17 protein-coding genes are annotated in these 15,462 nt (G+C 63.0%); 10 read left to right on the top strand and 7 right to left on the bottom strand.

Annotated elements, in window-relative coordinates; translation table 11 throughout:
* The first annotated feature begins 220 nt into the window (after nt 1-220).
* The 5 genes from CO660_RS04250 to rnhA all read left to right on the top strand — a co-directional run bounded on the left by CO660_RS04250 (nt 221) and on the right by rnhA (nt 3,901).
* Nucleotides 221-601, top strand: coding sequence for a DUF983 domain-containing protein (locus CO660_RS04250; RefSeq protein WP_097597703.1), 381 nt, complete (start codon nt 221-223; stop codon nt 599-601).
* The gene (locus CO660_RS04245; RefSeq protein WP_097597700.1) at nt 594-1,349 is read left to right on the top strand and encodes an SURF1 family protein; all 756 of its coding nucleotides are present in this window, start codon (nt 594-596) and stop codon (nt 1,347-1,349) included. The genes CO660_RS04250 and CO660_RS04245 overlap by 8 nt, the downstream gene beginning before the upstream one ends.
* A 76-nt stretch (nt 1,350-1,425) precedes the next feature.
* Nucleotides 1,426-2,427, top strand: coding sequence for a 4-hydroxy-3-methylbut-2-enyl diphosphate reductase (gene ispH / locus CO660_RS04240; RefSeq protein ID WP_097597698.1), 1,002 nt, complete (start codon nt 1,426-1,428; stop codon nt 2,425-2,427).
* A 56-nt stretch (nt 2,428-2,483) separates the two neighbouring features.
* Nucleotides 2,484-3,449 carry a homoserine kinase gene (locus CO660_RS04235; protein WP_097597695.1) on the top strand — a complete coding sequence of 322 codons (966 nt, stop codon included), beginning with the start codon at nt 2,484-2,486 and terminating at the stop codon, nt 3,447-3,449.
* On the top strand, nt 3,446-3,901 hold the full coding sequence (gene rnhA, locus CO660_RS04230; RefSeq protein WP_011424310.1) for a ribonuclease HI: 456 nt from the start codon (nt 3,446-3,448) through the stop codon (nt 3,899-3,901). The genes CO660_RS04235 and rnhA overlap by 4 nt, the downstream gene beginning before the upstream one ends.
* 419 nt (nt 3,902-4,320) lie before the next feature.
* Here the strand turns inward: rnhA and CO660_RS04225 are convergent, their stop codons facing one another.
* The 3 genes from CO660_RS04225 to CO660_RS04215 all read right to left on the bottom strand — a co-directional run bounded on the left by CO660_RS04225 (nt 4,321) and on the right by CO660_RS04215 (nt 6,366).
* Nucleotides 4,321-5,394, bottom strand: coding sequence for a putative zinc-binding metallopeptidase (locus tag CO660_RS04225; protein ID WP_097597855.1), 1,074 nt, complete (start codon nt 5,392-5,394; stop codon nt 4,321-4,323).
* A gap of 90 nt (nt 5,395-5,484) precedes the next feature.
* Complete coding sequence (locus CO660_RS04220; protein WP_064800933.1) at nt 5,485-5,676, bottom strand: CsbD family protein; 192 nt, start codon at nt 5,674-5,676, stop codon at nt 5,485-5,487.
* A gap of 84 nt (nt 5,677-5,760) precedes the next feature.
* Nucleotides 5,761-6,366, bottom strand: a complete 606-nt coding sequence (locus CO660_RS04215; RefSeq protein WP_011424313.1) for a YqgE/AlgH family protein — start codon at nt 6,364-6,366, stop codon at nt 5,761-5,763.
* A 141-nt stretch (nt 6,367-6,507) separates the two neighbouring features.
* On the opposite strand from CO660_RS04215, the gene CO660_RS04210 reads away from it, so the two are divergent.
* From CO660_RS04210 to CO660_RS04190, 5 genes are all read left to right on the top strand, one after another.
* Entirely contained in the window at nt 6,508-7,347 is an 840-nt protein-coding gene (locus CO660_RS04210; protein ID WP_176536223.1) for a protein-disulfide reductase DsbD domain-containing protein, read from the top strand.
* 75 nt (nt 7,348-7,422) lie between these two features.
* Nucleotides 7,423-7,908, top strand: coding sequence for a peroxiredoxin (locus CO660_RS04205; RefSeq protein WP_097597693.1), 486 nt, complete (start codon nt 7,423-7,425; stop codon nt 7,906-7,908).
* A 495-nt stretch (nt 7,909-8,403) separates the two neighbouring features.
* A complete protein-coding gene (locus CO660_RS04200) occupies nt 8,404-9,153 on the top strand; it encodes an ABC transporter ATP-binding protein (protein ID WP_097597691.1) in 750 nt (249 codons plus the stop codon).
* Nucleotides 9,150-10,022 carry a metal ABC transporter permease gene (locus tag CO660_RS04195; protein WP_097597688.1) on the top strand — a complete coding sequence of 291 codons (873 nt, stop codon included), beginning with the start codon at nt 9,150-9,152 and terminating at the stop codon, nt 10,020-10,022. Before CO660_RS04200 ends, CO660_RS04195 begins: the two co-directional genes overlap by 4 nt.
* A gap of 16 nt (nt 10,023-10,038) precedes the next feature.
* Nucleotides 10,039-10,938, top strand: coding sequence for a zinc ABC transporter substrate-binding protein (locus tag CO660_RS04190; protein ID WP_097597685.1), 900 nt, complete (start codon nt 10,039-10,041; stop codon nt 10,936-10,938).
* A gap of 61 nt (nt 10,939-10,999) precedes the next feature.
* Here CO660_RS04190 and CO660_RS04185 read toward each other — a convergent pair whose 3' ends face one another.
* The 4 genes from CO660_RS04185 to CO660_RS04170 form a co-directional block, all read right to left on the bottom strand.
* A complete protein-coding gene (locus CO660_RS04185; protein ID WP_097597683.1) occupies nt 11,000-11,308 on the bottom strand; it encodes a Dabb family protein in 309 nt (102 codons plus the stop codon).
* 103 nt (nt 11,309-11,411) lie between these two features.
* Nucleotides 11,412-11,831 (bottom strand): hypothetical protein, encoded by a 420-nt coding sequence (locus CO660_RS04180; protein ID WP_097597680.1) that lies wholly within the window; start codon nt 11,829-11,831, stop codon nt 11,412-11,414.
* A gap of 84 nt (nt 11,832-11,915) precedes the next feature.
* Nucleotides 11,916-14,828 carry a sensor domain-containing phosphodiesterase gene (locus CO660_RS04175; RefSeq protein ID WP_097597679.1) on the bottom strand — a complete coding sequence of 971 codons (2,913 nt, stop codon included), beginning with the start codon at nt 14,826-14,828 and terminating at the stop codon, nt 11,916-11,918.
* Nucleotides 14,825-15,439, bottom strand: coding sequence for a GNAT family protein (locus tag CO660_RS04170; RefSeq protein WP_097597676.1), 615 nt, complete (start codon nt 15,437-15,439; stop codon nt 14,825-14,827). Before CO660_RS04170 ends, CO660_RS04175 begins: the two co-directional genes overlap by 4 nt.
* Nucleotides 15,440-15,462 lie beyond the last annotated feature (23 nt).

The raw sequence follows: 15,462 nt of genomic DNA, 5'->3' as shown, positions 1-15,462 counted from the left end.
GTTTGGCGCGAATCATTACAGCGCCGCGTGTCTTCTCAGACACGCAAGGACGCCGTAACGCCTTGAATTGCTGCACCATTCCTCACATCGATTCCGATCGGAGGAATTATGCAGCGGCGAAACCGCGCAGGCATTTCCATTCGGGATGCGAATACTTTATGGGAGAGTTAAGGCAGCATCGAAAATGCCGCGGCCGCAAGTGGCCGTACAGAGGAGCAGCATGAGCGACGACAGCGCGCAATTTCCCCCTCTAGATCCGGTAAAAACCGGTATCAAAGGCTGCTGCCCTCGCTGCGGCCATGGCAAACTGTTCGATGGCCTGCTGGGCCTGCAGCCGCGCTGCGCCTCCTGCGGCCTCGACTATTCCTTCGCCGATTCCGGTGACGGTCCCGCCGTCTTCGTCATCCTGATCGTCGGCTTCATCATCATCGGCATGGTGCTGTGGCTGCAGGTCAATTACGGGCCGCCGATCTGGGTGCATATCCTCATCTTCGGGCCGCTGACGATCATCCTGTCGCTTCTGACGCTGCGCTGGTTCAAGGGCATCCTGATCGCCATGCAGTACCGCCACAATGCCCGCGAAGGACGTCTGAGTGACTGATATCGATCGCGCCGCGCCGCGCCGCCGGCTGCCTGTGATAACCGGCATTCTGGTGCTGATTGCGCTGGCCATCCTGCTGTCGCTCGGCACCTGGCAGCTGCAGCGCCTCCACTGGAAGCAAGGCCTGCTCGCCGATATCGCCGCGCGCCAGGCTGCCGCGCCGGTGCCGCTCGCCGACATCGAGGCACTGGCGGCCTCCGGCGGCGATATCGAATACCGCAAGGTCACTGCCACCGGCCGCTATATCAACAACAAGGAACGGCACTTCTTCGCCACCTGGCGCGGCCAGACGGGCTTTTACGTCTATACCCCGCTCGAGCTTGCCGACGGGCGCATCCTCTTCGTCAACCGCGGCTTCGTTCCCTATGAGAACAAGGAGCCCGAAATGCGCGTGCAGGGCCAGCTGACGGATCAGCAGACGGTCACGGGCCTGGCGCGCGCCAAACTTGCCGGCAAGCCCTCCTGGCTGGTGCCTGACAACGACGTCCGCAAGAACATCTTCTACTGGAAGGATCTCGACGTCATGGCCGAGAGCGTCGGTCTGGAGAAGGCGCGTGTCATCCCGTTCTTCGTCGATGCCGATTCCACGCCCAACCCGGCCGGCCTGCCGATCGGCGGCGTCACCCAGGTCGATCTGCCGAACGATCATCTGCAATATGCCCTGACCTGGTACGGACTTGCCGCCGTGCTCGTGGCCGTGGTGGCGATCTCCTGGTTCCGAAAACCCGGCAAGGCGCCTCGGCAATAGTATCGCTTCAATTCCCGGCCATATTGGGCTAGAGGTCCCTTACTCCCACGCTGGACGGAATTTTGACGGAACGGACATGAATATTGCGGCGAAACCTCCTTTGACGATCAGGCTCTGCGGCCCGCGCGGCTTCTGCGCCGGAGTCGACCGCGCCATCCAGATCGTCGTGCTGGCGCTGAAATCCTATGGCGCGCCGGTCTATGTACGCCACGAGATCGTCCACAATCGTTATGTCGTCGAGGGACTGGAGGCAAAGGGCGCCGTCTTCGTCGAGGAACTGGACGAGATCCCGGCCGAGCATCGCGCCCAGCCGGTGGTCTTCTCCGCCCATGGCGTGCCGAAATCGGTGCCGGAGGATGCGGTGAGCCGCAATCTCTTCTATCTCGACGCCACCTGTCCGCTGGTTTCCAAGGTCCACAAGCAGGCGATGCGCCACAATCGCCTTGGCCGCCATGTCGTCCTCATCGGCCACGCCGGCCACCCCGAAGTAATCGGCACGATGGGGCAGTTGCCGGAAGGCGCGGTTTCGTTGATCGAGACCATCGAGGATGCCGACGCCTACGCCCCCGCCGATCCCGACAACCTCGGCTATGTCACCCAGACGACGCTGTCAGTCGATGATACGGCCGGCGTCATTGCCCGCCTGCAGGAGCGCTTCCCGAATTTGACTGCGCCGGCGGCTGACTCGATCTGTTACGCCACGACCAACCGCCAGGAAGTGGTGAAGCAGGCAGCCCCCGGCTGCGATCTCTTCATCATCGTCGGTGCGCCGAATTCGTCCAATTCCAAGCGCCTCGTCGAAGTGGCGCTGAGGGCAGGGGCGAAGAAATCGATCCTGGTGCAGCGCGCCGCCGAGCTCGACTGGGAGGAGATCGGCGCGATTTCGACGCTCGGCCTTTCCGCCGGCGCCTCGGCGCCTGAGGTGATCGTCAACGAGATCATCGAAGCCTTCCGCGCCCGCTTCGATGCCCGGGTCGAACTGGCCGAGACGGTGCAGGAAACCGAAAACTTCCTGGTCAACCGCGAATTGCGCAGCATCGAGCTGACGGCGGCCGACATGGCCTTCGTCAACGGCTAGGCCGCCACCCGCGTCCCCGGTCATCTACCATCCACAATACAGAGACGAGAGCTCACTTGGCAGTCTACACCGATATCGCCGAAGACGATCTGAAATGGTTCCTGACGGAATATGATGCAGGCACGCTGCTCTCCTATAAGGGCATTGCCGAAGGCGTGGAAAACTCCAACTTCCTGCTGCATACTTCCAAGGCGCCGCTGATCCTGACGCTTTATGAGAAGCGCGTGGAAAAGCGCGACCTGCCGTTCTTCCTCGGCTTGATGCAGCATCTTTCGGCCCGCGGCCTCTCCTGCCCGCTGCCGCTGCCGCGCCGCGACGGCGCGCTGCTCGGTTCGCTCTCCGGCCGCCCGGCCGCGCTGATTTCCTTCCTCGAAGGGATGTGGCTGAGGAAGCCGGAGGCGAAGCATTGCCGCGAGGTCGGCAAGGCGCTGGCCGAGATGCATGTGGCGGGCGAGGGCTTCGATCTGAAGCGCCCCAACGCGCTGTCGATCGACGGCTGGCGGGGGCTCTGGGAGAAATCCGAGGCGCGTGCCGATGAGGTCGAGCCCGGCCTGCAGGGCGAGATCCGCAATGAGCTGGATTTTCTCGCCGCCGTCTGGCCGAAGAGCCTGCCGTCCGGCGTCATCCATGCCGACCTCTTCCCCGACAACGTCTTCTTTTTGGGTGATGAGCTCTCCGGCCTGATCGATTTCTATTTCGCCTGCAACGACCTGCTCGCCTATGACGTCTCGATCTGCCTGAATGCCTGGTGCTTCGAGAAGGACGGCGCCTACAACATCACCAAAGGCATGGCGATGCTCGATGGTTACCAGAGCGTCAGGCCGATGAGCGGTGAAGAAATCGCCGCCCTGCCGGTGCTCGCGCGCGGCTCGGCGCTGCGCTTCTTCCTGACGCGGCTCTATGACTGGCTGATGACGCCGGAAGGCGCCATGGTCACCAAGAAAGATCCGCTCGAATATCTGCGTAAGCTGCGCTTCCACCGCCAGATCGGTTCGGCCGCCGAATACGGGTTGAGCCTATGAAACATGTCGATATCTTCACCGACGGCGCATGCTCCGGCAATCCCGGTCCCGGCGGCTGGGGCGCGGTGCTGCGCTACGGCGAGGTGGAAAAGGAGCTTTGCGGCGGCGAGGCGGAGACGACCAACAATCGCATGGAACTGATGGCGGCGATCTCGGCGCTGCAGGCCCTGAAGAGCCCTTGCGAAGTCGACCTCTATACCGACAGCGCCTATGTCAAGGACGGCATCTCCAAGTGGATCTTCGGCTGGAAGAAAAACGGCTGGAAGACATCGGACAAGAAGCCGGTGAAGAATGCCGAGCTCTGGCAGGCGCTTGAGGAAGCCCGCAACCGCCACAAGGTGACGCTGCACTGGGTCAAGGGCCACGCCGGTCACCCCGAAAACGAACGCGCGGATGAACTTGCGCGCCGCGGCATGGAGCCTTTCAAGAAGGGCAAGGCGGTTTCGTTTTAAGGGTGCGCGGTTTGCCGTCTCGCTCCTATTCCTATCATCTCGCTCGCGGCTTGAATGCGCCCGTCGGTCCAACCCAATCCCCGTCATGCTGGTGCTGGACCCTAGATCCACGCGACACCCACCAGATTGGGCATAGATCTTCGGCTCAAGGCCGAGGACGACGGAATGTGCGGTGACGTCCCATGCACGCAGTTTTGCTGTCTCGGACAGGGTAGGATCTTGCTGTTTTCGAGGTAGAGCAAAGCCCGCAATGGAGGCTGGCATCTCGCCTTGCTCCCTCATTCCTGTGACGAGCACAGGAATGAGGGTGGAGATATGCCGGCGCCACGACAACCAGGGTGCCGATCTGCGTTCCCTGCACTGTTGGTTGCATCCTGCTCTCTCGTTTCGGTGACGAGCTCAGGGAGAGGCTTTGCCTCTCACGCCTGCCGCGTCGCCGCCCCCTGGATCAGCCGGTGCAGATATTCGAGCTTGGCCACCACAGGGGAGGAGAGCACGAAGGGGTAGGAGTCCGGCTGGCCCATGCTGCGCTGGATGGCGTTGATCGCGATGCTGAGCGGCACCCAGGCGCTGACGAGCTGCTCGGCGCTCTTTGCCCTATAGGGAAGAAAATCGACCTCGCCGGCGATTTCCTCGTGGCCGCGCGGATCGATGGCGATGCCGAAGGCGCGGGCCGTCTCCAGCGTGTCGACGATATGGAGGTAATGCGCGAAACATTCGGCGAAATCCTCCCAGGGGTGCGACGAAGCATAGGCGCTGATGAAATTATCCTGCCATCCCAAAGGCGGGCCGTTGGCATAGTGGTTTTGCAGCGCGGCCGCATAATCCTGCCGCTCGTCGCCGAAGACGGCGCGGAAATCGTCGAGGCCGTTCTGGTCGCGCACCAGCTTGTTCCAAATGAAATGGCCGGCCTCGTGGCGGAAATGGCCAAGCAGCGTGCGGTAGGGCTCGTTCATCGAGCTGCGCGCCTGTTCGCGCGTCGCGTCGTCGGCTTCGGCGGCGCGGATGGTGATCAGGCCTTCCTCATGACCGGTCATGGCCGGCACGACATTGCCGTTGCCCTGCAGGGAATCTTCGAGGAAATCGAAGACCAGGCCGCCTTGCGGATCTTGGCCGCGATCGGGATGCGGCAGCTTCCAGCGCAAGAGCGAATAGAACAGATGACGCTGCGCCTGACCGATGCGACGCCAGCGATCGATGCCGTCCTGGGTGTCGGTATTCGGAACCAGCCGGTTATGGCGGCAGGCGGTGCAGAATTCACCGTCGCTCTCGACGTCTACCAGCCAGTTGCAGATGTCGAGGCTGGCATTGGCGCAGAAGCGCACGTGCCGGTCGGGGTCGGAAACGAGCTGCCAGACCATTTCGTCGCGCGGCTCCAGCGCGTGCATGGCAAGGTCGCCCGGGAGGAAGCCGAGACGGTGATTGCAGCGGACGCAGTGCCGGTTATCGAAGTGGACGACCTGATCGCAATTGTCGCAGGCAAAGAGTTTCATCGTTTTGATCTCTGCAAAGCAGGGGCGGATGAAAAATGCCCGCCGCGCGCGTGCGCGGCAGGCCTGGTTCATCCGGGCTGAGCTGGTGGTTCAGAGCCGGTCGACGGCGCCTTTGAGCTTGTCCTTGACCTTGCCTGTTGCGACCTGTCCCTTGCCTTTGGCTTCCTGGACGTCGCCCTCGGCCTGCATGTCGCGATTGCCCGTGGCCTTGCCGGCGGCCTGCTTGGTCTTGCCGGCAATTTCGTTTGCCTTGCCTGAAATCTTGTCGCTGGTGCTACCCATCTGTGATGTCTCCATGCTTCGGCGTCGGACCTGTCGTCCGCGCGGAAAGGGAACGTCACTGGCGGCTATTCGTTCCCGCGACCGTCAGGCGTGGCCGGCCTCGGCCGATAGCATGGCGGCGTTGATGCCCATGCCGGCAAGCGCCCGCTCGTACTTGTCGTCGAGGTTGCGGTCGAAGATCAGTTCCTCATTGGCCGGGCAGGTGAGCCAGCCATTGTTGGCGACCTCGTTTTCGAGCTGGCCGGCCGCCCAGGAGGAATAGCCGAGCAGCATGGTCGCGCGCTTCGGCCCGGCGCCCTTGGAGATGGCGCGGACGATATCGAGGGTCGCCGTCAGGCAGATGTCGTCGCTGACCGGGATCGAGGAGTCGCTGGCATAATCGTCCGAATGCAGCACGAAGCCGCGGCCGCTCTCCACCGGGCCGCCCGTCTGGATTGGGAAATCGCGCGCCCGCTGCGGCAGCACGATCGGTTCTTCCTGCTTGATCATGTCGAGATGCAGGAGCACGTCGGTGAAGGTGAGGCTCTGCGGCCGGTTGATGACGAAGCCCATGGCGCCGGCATCCGAATGCGCGCAGATGTAAATCACCGTGCGCGCAAAATTGCGGTCTTCCATGCCTGGCATGGCGATGAGGAACTGGCCATCGAAGAAGCCACGTTCCCGTCTGTTCTTCAGCGTCGATAAGGACATCGTTCCTCCTGCTGCCAGACCGCACCAAGGCCCCGACAAGAGAAAGATGGGCCAATGTCACAAATCAATCAACCGAAAATGAAGATTTAAATGGGCGCGGCTTCTGGCGGCCGGAGAGCACTTTCGGTAAACCGTTGTTCCATGATGATTATTAGCTTGGTCCCGCGTAGGTTTTTAATTGCGGCCGTCTCAGGGGCTGCTGTTCTTATGCCCCTTCGCCAGGCCCATGCGGAAATGAGCGCCTGGGCCGAGGCCGAGGGTGGACGCATGCGCCTCGTGGCGTTGGCGCCCGATGCCGGCGGCAAAATTCGCGCCGGCCTGCAGATCGAGCCGAAACCCGGCTGGATCACCTACTGGCGCGAACCCGGCAACAGCGGCATTCCGCCTCAGGTCACCATCGCGCCGGCCGGCGGCGTCACGCTCGACGCCATTGCCTATCCCGTGCCGAAGCATTTTTTCAATGGCGAGATCGAGGATATCGCCTATGACGCGCCGGTGACGCTGCCGCTGTCCATGAGGGCGGCCGGCAAAGGCGGGGTGAAGATCGACGCCGCCGTCTTCATCGGCATCTGCAAGGATATCTGCATTCCCTTCCAGGCGAATTTAAGCCTGAAGCTCGGCCGTGCCATGCAGTCGCATCCGCAGGAAGAGGCGATCCTTGCGGCCGCTGATGCGACGCTGCCGAAGCCGCCTTCGGATGATTTCAAGGTGACGGCGCATGCGATCTCACCTGACAGGAAGACGCTGTCGCTGACGCTCGCTTTGCCGGGTGACGGGAAGGGCGCCCCCGATATCATCGTCACCGGTCCGAGCGGTTATGCCTTCACCAAGCAGAGCGGCGGCAAACGCGATGGCGCCACCTTCAAGACCGATATGGCAATCGGCAGGCTGCCCAAGGATTACGATATTTCAGGCAAGCGCTGGGACGTGCTTGTCATCGATGGCGACAGGGCGATGGAGACCACGCTTGCCTTTGACTGACCGGCACTTATAGTCGCCCCATCCCCGGCGGCGCCCGCCGCAGAGCCCGAACCCACAGAACCCGAGGAGAAAACCATGACCATCGCGATCGGCGACAAGCTTCCTGCCGCCACCTTCAAGGAAAAGACCGCCGACGGCCCGGTCGAAATCACCACCGAGCAGCTCTTCGCCGGCAAGCGCGTCGTGCTCTTTGCCGTGCCGGGCGCCTTCACGCCCACCTGCTCGCTGAACCACCTGCCGGGCTATCTCGAAAACCGCGATACCATCCTCGGCAAGGGCGTCGACGACATCGCCGTTCTCGCCGTCAACGACTGGCATGTGATGGGCGCCTGGGCGCAATCCTCCGGCGGCCTCGGCAAGATCCACTTCCTCGCCGATTGGAACGCCGCCTTCACCAAGGCCGTCGGCCTCGACGCCGACCTCTCCGCCGGCGGCCTCGGGCTGCGCTCCAAGCGCTATTCGATGCTGGTCGAAGACGGCGTGGTGAAAGCCTTGAACGTCGAGGAAAGCCCCGGCCAGGCGACGGTTTCCGGTGCTGCGGCGATGCTGGAGCTGCTCTGAGAAGCCACGCGCGAGAGATGAAAGGGCGGCCGATTGGTCGCCCTTTTTTGTCGGATAGGCATTGCGCCGGCGAGTTTGGCAGAAGCGCACCCCAAATCTCCGTCATCCCAGGCCTCGAGCTGCCTCGAGCCTGGGATCCATGGCCGGTGCATGGGGCCTCGGTCTAGCCCGAGGCTGTGGCAAACCCAATGATGGTGCAGAATGGCGATGTCGCTCCGCGTCCTCCCCATCCTCCGTCGTCAGGCCTTGGGCCGATCCAACAACGTGGTGGACATGTTCACATCGTGACAGAGAAGGCCGCGCCTCCCGCCTCAATCTTGCCGCAATTGTTATAACATAACGGTAATGTTATTACATTGTAGGACGAGCCATGCCGCGAAACCCCGATCGCCTTCCCATCAGCCTCATTGGACAATCGGCCCTATCGAGGGTACTCGGCGTGGCACTGGTCATTGCCGTCCTCTGGCTCACCATCCATTGGGCGGTTCTGCTGCCATGACGCCGTTGATCCGTCTCGACGATCTGACCGTCGCCTATGACAGGCATCCCGCCGTCCATCATGTCTCCGGCGCATTTGCGCCGGGCAGCCTGACGGCGATTGCCGGGCCGAACGGGGCGGGCAAGTCGACGCTGTTGAAGGCGATCATGGGCGAGCTTCGCCCGGCCGAGGGCAGGGTCGAGCATCGGCTCGGGCGGGCGGAATTCGGTTATCTCCCGCAGGCGGCCGAGATCGACCGCCGCTTTCCGATCTCGGTCATCGACACCGTCATGCTCGGCGCCTGGAAGACATCGGGCGCCTTCGGCCGGATCACTGCGGCCGATGTGAAAAGGGCAGGCGAGGCGCTTGCCGCCGTCGGGCTCGAGGGCTTCGGCCGACGCCATGTCGGATCGCTCTCGGCCGGCCAGTTCCAGCGCGTGCTCTTCGCCCGCCTGCTTCTGCAGGATGCCCGCATCATCCTGCTCGACGAACCGTTCACGGCAATCGATGCCCGCACGACCAGGGACCTCGTCGATCTCGTCCTGCGCTGGCATGGCGAGGGCCGCACGGTGATTGCCGTGCTTCACGATTTCGATCTCGTCCGCGGCCATTTCCCCGAAACCCTGCTGCTTGCCCGCGAACTCGTCGGCTGGGGCCCGACCGCCGAGGTCATGTCGCCGGCCAATCTTTTGCAGGCGCGCGCCATGGCCGAGCGCTGGGACGAGGATGCCGCGGCCTGCGAATCCCAAGAGGCGCCGGCGGCATGACGGCCTATGATCTCTTCCTCGCGCCCTTTGCCGATTTCGGTTTCATGCGCCGGGCTCTCGTCGCCTGCCTCTGCCTCGGGATCGGCTCGGGGCCGATCGGCGTCTTCCTGATGCTGCGGCGCATGAGCCTGATGGGCGACGCGATGAGCCACGCGGTCCTGCCGGGGGCGGCGATCGGTTACCTCGTCGCCGGCTCGCTGTCGCTGACGGCGATGGGCATCGGCGGCCTTGTCGCCGGCCTGTCGGTGGCGCTGCTGTCGGGCGCCGTCAGCCGGATGACCGTGCTGCGGGAGGATGCGAGCTTTGCCAGCTTCTACCTCGCATCGCTGGCGCTCGGCGTCCTGATCGTGTCGTTGCGCGGCTCGAACATCGATCTGCTGCATGTGCTCTTCGGCACCATCCTGGCGATCGATGCGCCGGCGCTTTATCTGATCGGCGCGATCACCTCGCTGACGCTCGTCGCGCTCGCCGCCATCTACCGGCCGCTGGTTGCCGAATGTTTCGATCCGGGTTTTCTCAGGGCCGTCGGCGGGCGCGGCCCGGCCTATCATGTGCTTTTCCTGCTGCTGGTGGTGCTGAACCTTGTCGCCAGCTTCCAGGCGCTCGGCACGCTGATGGCGGTCGGCCTGATGATGCTACCGGCCGCCATCGCCCAGCTCTGGTCGCGCAGCCTGCCCGTGATGATGTTGATCGCGACCGCGAGCGCCGCCGCCTCCGGCTATCTCGGCCTGATCGCCTCCTACCATCTCGAGCTTGCCTCCGGCCCGACGATCATCATGACGGCGGCGGCGATCTACACATTTTCGATCCTTTTCGCGCCCTCTGGCCTCGCCCGGCGCTTCTTTCCCCGCCCGCATCTGAAGGGCTGATCTCAAGGAGACTTCGATGAACCCGCGCAGACTGCTTCTTGCCGCCGCACTTCCCGCGCTGATGGCGCTCTCGGCCGCGCCGGCTTCCGCCGAAACGCTGAAGGTGGTTGCCTCCTTCACCGTGCTTGCCGATGTCGTCAAACAGGTCGGCGGCGACCATGTGCATGTGACGAGCCTGGTCGGACCGAACGGCGACCCCCATGAATTCGAGCCGTCGCCGGCCGATGCGAAGAATTTGAAGGCGGCACAAGTCACCTTCGTCAGCGGCGAAGGGCTGGAAGGCTGGTTGGACAGGCTGATCACTGCCTCGGGCTACAAGAGCAAGCCGGTCATGGTGTCCGAAGGCATTGCCACTCGCACCATGGAGGAGGACGGTGCTGAGATCACCGACCCGCATGTCTGGAACAGTCCCGTCAACGTCAAGGTCTGGGTCGCCAATATCGAGAAGGCGCTGTCTTCAGCCGATCCGGCCGATGCCGCCGCCTTCAAGGCCAATGCCGAGAAATACACGAAGACGCTCGATGAACTGAACACCTATGCCCATGCGAAATTCGACAAGATCGCCGACGACCGCCGCAAGGTGCTGACCAGCCATGACGCCTTCGGCTATTTCGGCCGCGAATATAATGTCAGCTTCCTCGCGCCGCTTGGCCTTTCCACCGAGAGCGAGGCTTCGGCCGCCGACGTCGCCAAGCTGATCGAGCAGATCGAGAGCGAGCATGTGAAGGCCTATTTCTTCGAGAATTCCAACGATCCGCGCCTCGTCAAGCAGGTCGCCAAGGCCACCGGCGCGGAGCCCGGCGGCGAGCTCTATGTCGAATCTCTCTCCGACGCCAAGGGCCCGGCGCCGACCTATGAGAAGATGTTCCGCTACAATGTCGATCAACTCGCCGCCGCTATGGCGAAATCGAGCTAAAGGCTGGCCGCTCTGAAAGGGCGTCGCATGAAGCCTTGAATCAAGCGGCGCGCTTCCTACGCTAGAGATTGAGGTCGAAGACCAGGATGCCGGCAAGGCCGCCGTCCGTCGAGGAGACGATACGCTCGCCGACCGCCACATGTTCGGGATGGACGAGATAGGCGTCCCGGGCTTCGGCGCTTTCGAAGGTTACGGCAAAACCGTCGACGAAGCCGGCATGCAGGCCTTCGGGCGAAACATTCGGCCCGTATTTAATATCCAATATGCCCGTGATGACCTGTTTTAGCGCGACGATCGCGTCGAACAGCGATTGCTTGTCGTCCATCGTCAGCGCCGTCTTCAGCCGCAGGAACACGCAATGCAGGATCATTATGGTCCTCCCGATTTTCTTGAGAGGAGAATAGCGGCCAAAGCCGCAAGGGCAATGAGATTTATTTTACGTGTCGTTGGCCGAGCGCCGCAGGAGGCCGAGCCTACATCTGGTCGGTCGCCGCCATGTCACGATTATAGATCTTGCGGACGAGCTCGCCGGCGTGAGCACGGGCTTCGTCCTTCTGAGCCGGCGTCATCGGCCGGCAGGTGTTCCTGAGGTTGGACCGGTCGAGCACGGTGGCCGCACCTGAATTGGTGATGACGAGATGCCAGCTGCAGGAGGCGACCTTGTCGACGACCACCGCGCCATGGCATCCGGAAGACAGGCAGAAAGCCACGGTCTGCTGTGCGGCATGATCGCCCTTCTGTGCCAGCGCGAGCGCCGTCTGGAATTCCTGGGTCCATCGTTCACAATGCTTCACCCCAGGCACGCAGGCTTTCATGACGGGATGGACGTCACCGGCCTGAAGCGGCGAAACGAAAAAGACGCCGATCGACAGGGCGAGCAGAAGTTTGAGCATCGCAAATTCCTTATATGATAAGCGAGTGGCGCATATTGCCGGCCGCCGGTCAATCGCCATTTCTAGGGAGATCATTGCCGGTGATCACGCCCGTTTCGTCAGCGGAAACCGATCGCGAAGCAGCCGCAGCACCGAGTCCGACGGCATCGGCGGGCCGAAGAGATAGCTCTGCCCGTAGCTGCAGCCCATTTTGGCAAGCTCGATCGCATCCTCGTTGGATTCGATTCCCTCGGCCACCACCTTCATCTCGAGCTCGGCCGCCATCGATATCACCGATCGGAGCACGGTTGCCTTCTTGTCGCTGCTGTCGCGCACCAGCGCCTTGTCGAGCTTGATCGTATCGAAGGGGAAGCGGGTGAGATAGGCAAGCGACGAATAGCCGGTGCCGAAATCATCGAGCGCCAGCCCGATGCCGGCTTCCTTGAGCTTCTGCAGAACGAGGCGGGCCTGTTCCGGATTTTCCATCACCATGGATTCCGTCAGTTCCAGCTTGAGCCGCGAGGGCGTGCAATGCGTCTTGGCGAGAACCGAGCGCACATCGTCATAAAGCTCGTTGTTGAGCAGCTGCACACTCGACAGGTTGATCGACACGAAGATTGGCAGTTCGCCGGTCTGGTTCTGCCAGTTCATCAGGTCATTGGTCGCCTGTTCGAGCGCGAACATGCCGAGCGCCCCGATGATGTCGGACGCCTCGGCAAGCGGAATGAATTCCGACGGCGGGATATTGCCGCGTTTCGGATGCTCCCAACGCATCAGCGCCTCGAAGCCGGCGACCTCGACATCTTCAAGCCGGGCGATCGGCTGGTAGACCATCGACAATTCCCTGCGCTCGATGGCGCGGCGCAGGTCTGTTTCGAGCTGCAGCCGGTCGGTGCCGAAGTCGCGGAAAGCCGGCTGGAACGGCTCGACGCGGTTGCCGCCGGCCCGTTTTGCCCGATACATGGCAAGCTCCGCATCACTGAGCAGGCCGCTGGCGCTCTCCTGCCGGTCCACCCAGGAGGCGAGCCCGATCGAGGCGGTCAGGATGATCTCACGATTGGCGAAATTGATCGGCACCATGATCGCCTTGCTCACAGCATCGGCAAAATCGGCGACCTTGGCCGGATCGTGCTCGGAGACCAGGATGAGGCCGAACTGGTCTCCGGCAAGCCGCGCCAGCGTGTCCTGCGGCTTCATCAGACGCCGCAGGCGCCGCGTCAGCGCAATCAGGATGTTGTCGCCGGCGGCAACGCCGAGGGAATCATTGACCAGCTTGTAGCGGTCGATATCGATCACCATCACAGTCGGGCGCAGCGTCTCGCCGCCCGGCGCTAGCGCCAGCACCGACTGCAGCCGGTCGAGGAAGACCTGCCGGTTCGGCAGGCCGGTCAGATTGTCGTGCAGCGCATCATGCAGCAGCCGCTCGACGGAATTCTTCTGCTCGGTGACGTCGACGATCGTGCCGACACAGCGGATGATCTCGCCGTTGGAGCCGAGCACCGGCCGGGCGCGGATCAAGAGCCAATGGAAATGCCCGTCCTCGGCGCGGATGCGGAATTCGTGGTTCAGCCGGCCGCGCCGGTGTTCGAGCAGCACGTCGAGCGTGGCGCGGAAGCGGTCGCGGTCGTCGGGATGCAGCCGCGGCAGCCAGTTGCGCGCCGCCCCATGCATGGTGCCGGGGGAGAGACCAAGCTTGACCGAGACGTCGGGAATGGTGACGACGCGATCGCGCGCCACATCCCAGTCCCAGACCATGTCGCCGGAGCCGGTCAAGGCCAGGGATTGCCGCTCGAGATCGGAAAACAGTCCCTGCTGAAAGGCGCCGCCGGCAAAGGCGTGCTGCATGACGGTGAAGCCGATCAAGAGCACGATCAGCACCAGGCCGCCGCCGAGCGCCGGCTGGATAATGTCGTTGTCCAGCCGTCCGGTCACGGTCAGCCACGCCCCGAACAGCCAGACGAGCGTCAGCGCCCAGGCCGGCACCAGCAGAATGGCGCGATCATAGCGATTGAAGCCGAGATAGATGATGAGCAGCAGGCCGGTCGCGGCCGTCAGCGCAAAGGACAGCCGGGCGATCCCGGCGGCGATCGACGGATCGTAGATCGCCACGCCGAACAGCAGGGCAAGGCCGAGCACCCAGGCGAGCGTGGCGTAGCCGAGATGGGCGTGCCAGCGATTGAGGTTCAGATAGGTGAAGAGGAAGATGACGAAACTCGAGGCGAGCGCAACTTCGGCGCAGGCGCGCCATATTCGCTGGTCGGCCGAGGCGACGCTGATGAGCTTTCCGAGGAAACCGAAGTCGACGCAGATATAGCCGAGCACTGCCCAGGCGAGCGCCGCCGTTGCCGGCAGCATCGAGGTGCCCTTGACGACGAAGAGGATGGTCAGGAACACGGCGAGCAGGCCGGCAATGCCGAGCACGATGCCGCGATAGAGCGTGAAGGCGTTGATCGTATCCTTGTAGGCGTTCGGTTCCCAGAGATAGATCTGCGGCAGTTGCGGCGTCGACAGTTCGGCGACGAAGGTGATGACGGCGCCCGGATTGAGCGTGATCCGGAAGACGTCGGCCTCGTCGCTGGGCTGGCGGTCGAGCGCAAAGCCTTCGCTCGGGGTAATGGCGATAATGCGCTGCGAACCGAGATCCGGCCAGAACAGCTTGGAATTGACTAGACGGAAATGCGGCGCGACGATGACGCGCTCCAGCTGTTCCTCCGAGACGTTGGCGAGCGCAAACACCGCCCAGTCGCCCTGATGGTTCTCCGAACTCGCCCGGACCTCGATACGCCGGCGGATGCCGTCGGCGCCGGCGGCCGTGGACACCTGGAAGGCCTCGCCCTGGTTGGCGTAGATCTCGGTCGTCGCCGTCAGGTCGAGCGCGGTATCGTCGCGGGAAATCTTCACCGGTTCGGCCGCCTGCGAAACGCCCGCTGAAAGGGCGAAGACCGCCAGGAAAAGGGCTGCGATCACCGCGATCACTCGTCCGGACGGTGACTTGGGCAGCATGCTGTTTCTGGTCATCGGCTGTCGGTTTTCCTGCCTTTATCCGTATCGGTGGCGAGCCGTGAAAACATCACGTGGTCGTGCCACTGACCGTTGATCTTCAAATATCCGCGCAGATAACCTTCCCGCTGAAACCCGGCCTTTTCAAGCAGACGCATGCTGCGCGCGTTATCTGGAATACAGGCTGCTTCAATACGGTGCAACTCAAGCCCGGAGAAGATGTAAGGAATAACCAACTGAAGGGCAGCGTACATATGCCCCTGGCCGGCATAGCGTTCGCCCATCCAGTAGCCGATCATGCAGCTTTGTGCCGCACCGCGCCTGATATAGCCGATGGTGATGCCGCCGACGAGCGTCCGGTTTTCCTTGAGGAAGATGAACAGCGGGATCGACTGTCCCGAGGCATATTCCTGCTTGCCGCGGATGACGCGGGCGCGGTAGGCGCCCTCCGTCAGCTCGTCGCGCCGCCAGGTCGGCTCCCAGGGTTCGAGGAACTTGCGGCTTTCGGCGCGCAGCCGGTGCCACTGGTTGAAATCCTGATAGCGCGGCAGGCGCAAAAGGTATTTCTCGTTCTCCAGCTCCACCGCATCCGGCTGCCGCGACAGAAACCGAAACACCGATTTTGGCATCGATCACTCCCGGCAGACGGACG

This window comes from Rhizobium sp. L9 (assembly GCF_002531885.1).
In the GTDB taxonomy this organism is placed as follows: domain Bacteria; phylum Pseudomonadota; class Alphaproteobacteria; order Rhizobiales; family Rhizobiaceae; genus Rhizobium.
The sequence above is the reverse complement of the archived record's forward strand: the minus strand, read 5'-3'. Positions and strand labels throughout refer to the sequence as shown.

What these genes read in the sequence shown, in the direction of transcription:
- CO660_RS04205 (WP_097597693.1), top strand. Translation starts at nt 7,423, where the DNA reads ATGACCATCGCGATCGGCGACAAGCTTCCTGCCGCCACCTTCAAGGAA.
- CO660_RS04215 (WP_011424313.1), bottom strand. Translation starts at nt 6,366, where the DNA reads ATGTCCTTATCGACGCTGAAGAACAGACGGGAACGTGGCTTCTTCGAT.
- CO660_RS04225 (WP_097597855.1), bottom strand. Translation starts at nt 5,394, where the DNA reads ATGAAACTCTTTGCCTGCGACAATTGCGATCAGGTCGTCCACTTCGAT.
- CO660_RS04185 (WP_097597683.1), bottom strand. Translation starts at nt 11,308, where the DNA reads ATGATCCTGCATTGCGTGTTCCTGCGGCTGAAGACGGCGCTGACGATG.
- CO660_RS04175 (WP_097597679.1), bottom strand. Translation starts at nt 14,828, where the DNA reads ATGACCAGAAACAGCATGCTGCCCAAGTCACCGTCCGGACGAGTGATC.
- rnhA (WP_011424310.1), top strand. Translation starts at nt 3,446, where the DNA reads ATGAAACATGTCGATATCTTCACCGACGGCGCATGCTCCGGCAATCCC.
- ispH (WP_097597698.1), top strand. Translation starts at nt 1,426, where the DNA reads ATGAATATTGCGGCGAAACCTCCTTTGACGATCAGGCTCTGCGGCCCG.
- CO660_RS04200 (WP_097597691.1), top strand. Translation starts at nt 8,404, where the DNA reads ATGACGCCGTTGATCCGTCTCGACGATCTGACCGTCGCCTATGACAGG.
- CO660_RS04210 (WP_176536223.1), top strand. Translation starts at nt 6,508, where the DNA reads ATGATGATTATTAGCTTGGTCCCGCGTAGGTTTTTAATTGCGGCCGTC.
- CO660_RS04250 (WP_097597703.1), top strand. Translation starts at nt 221, where the DNA reads ATGAGCGACGACAGCGCGCAATTTCCCCCTCTAGATCCGGTAAAAACC.
- CO660_RS04190 (WP_097597685.1), top strand. Translation starts at nt 10,039, where the DNA reads ATGAACCCGCGCAGACTGCTTCTTGCCGCCGCACTTCCCGCGCTGATG.
- CO660_RS04195 (WP_097597688.1), top strand. Translation starts at nt 9,150, where the DNA reads ATGACGGCCTATGATCTCTTCCTCGCGCCCTTTGCCGATTTCGGTTTC.
- CO660_RS04180 (WP_097597680.1), bottom strand. Translation starts at nt 11,831, where the DNA reads ATGCTCAAACTTCTGCTCGCCCTGTCGATCGGCGTCTTTTTCGTTTCG.
- CO660_RS04220 (WP_064800933.1), bottom strand. Translation starts at nt 5,676, where the DNA reads ATGGGTAGCACCAGCGACAAGATTTCAGGCAAGGCAAACGAAATTGCC.
- CO660_RS04170 (WP_097597676.1), bottom strand. Translation starts at nt 15,439, where the DNA reads ATGCCAAAATCGGTGTTTCGGTTTCTGTCGCGGCAGCCGGATGCGGTG.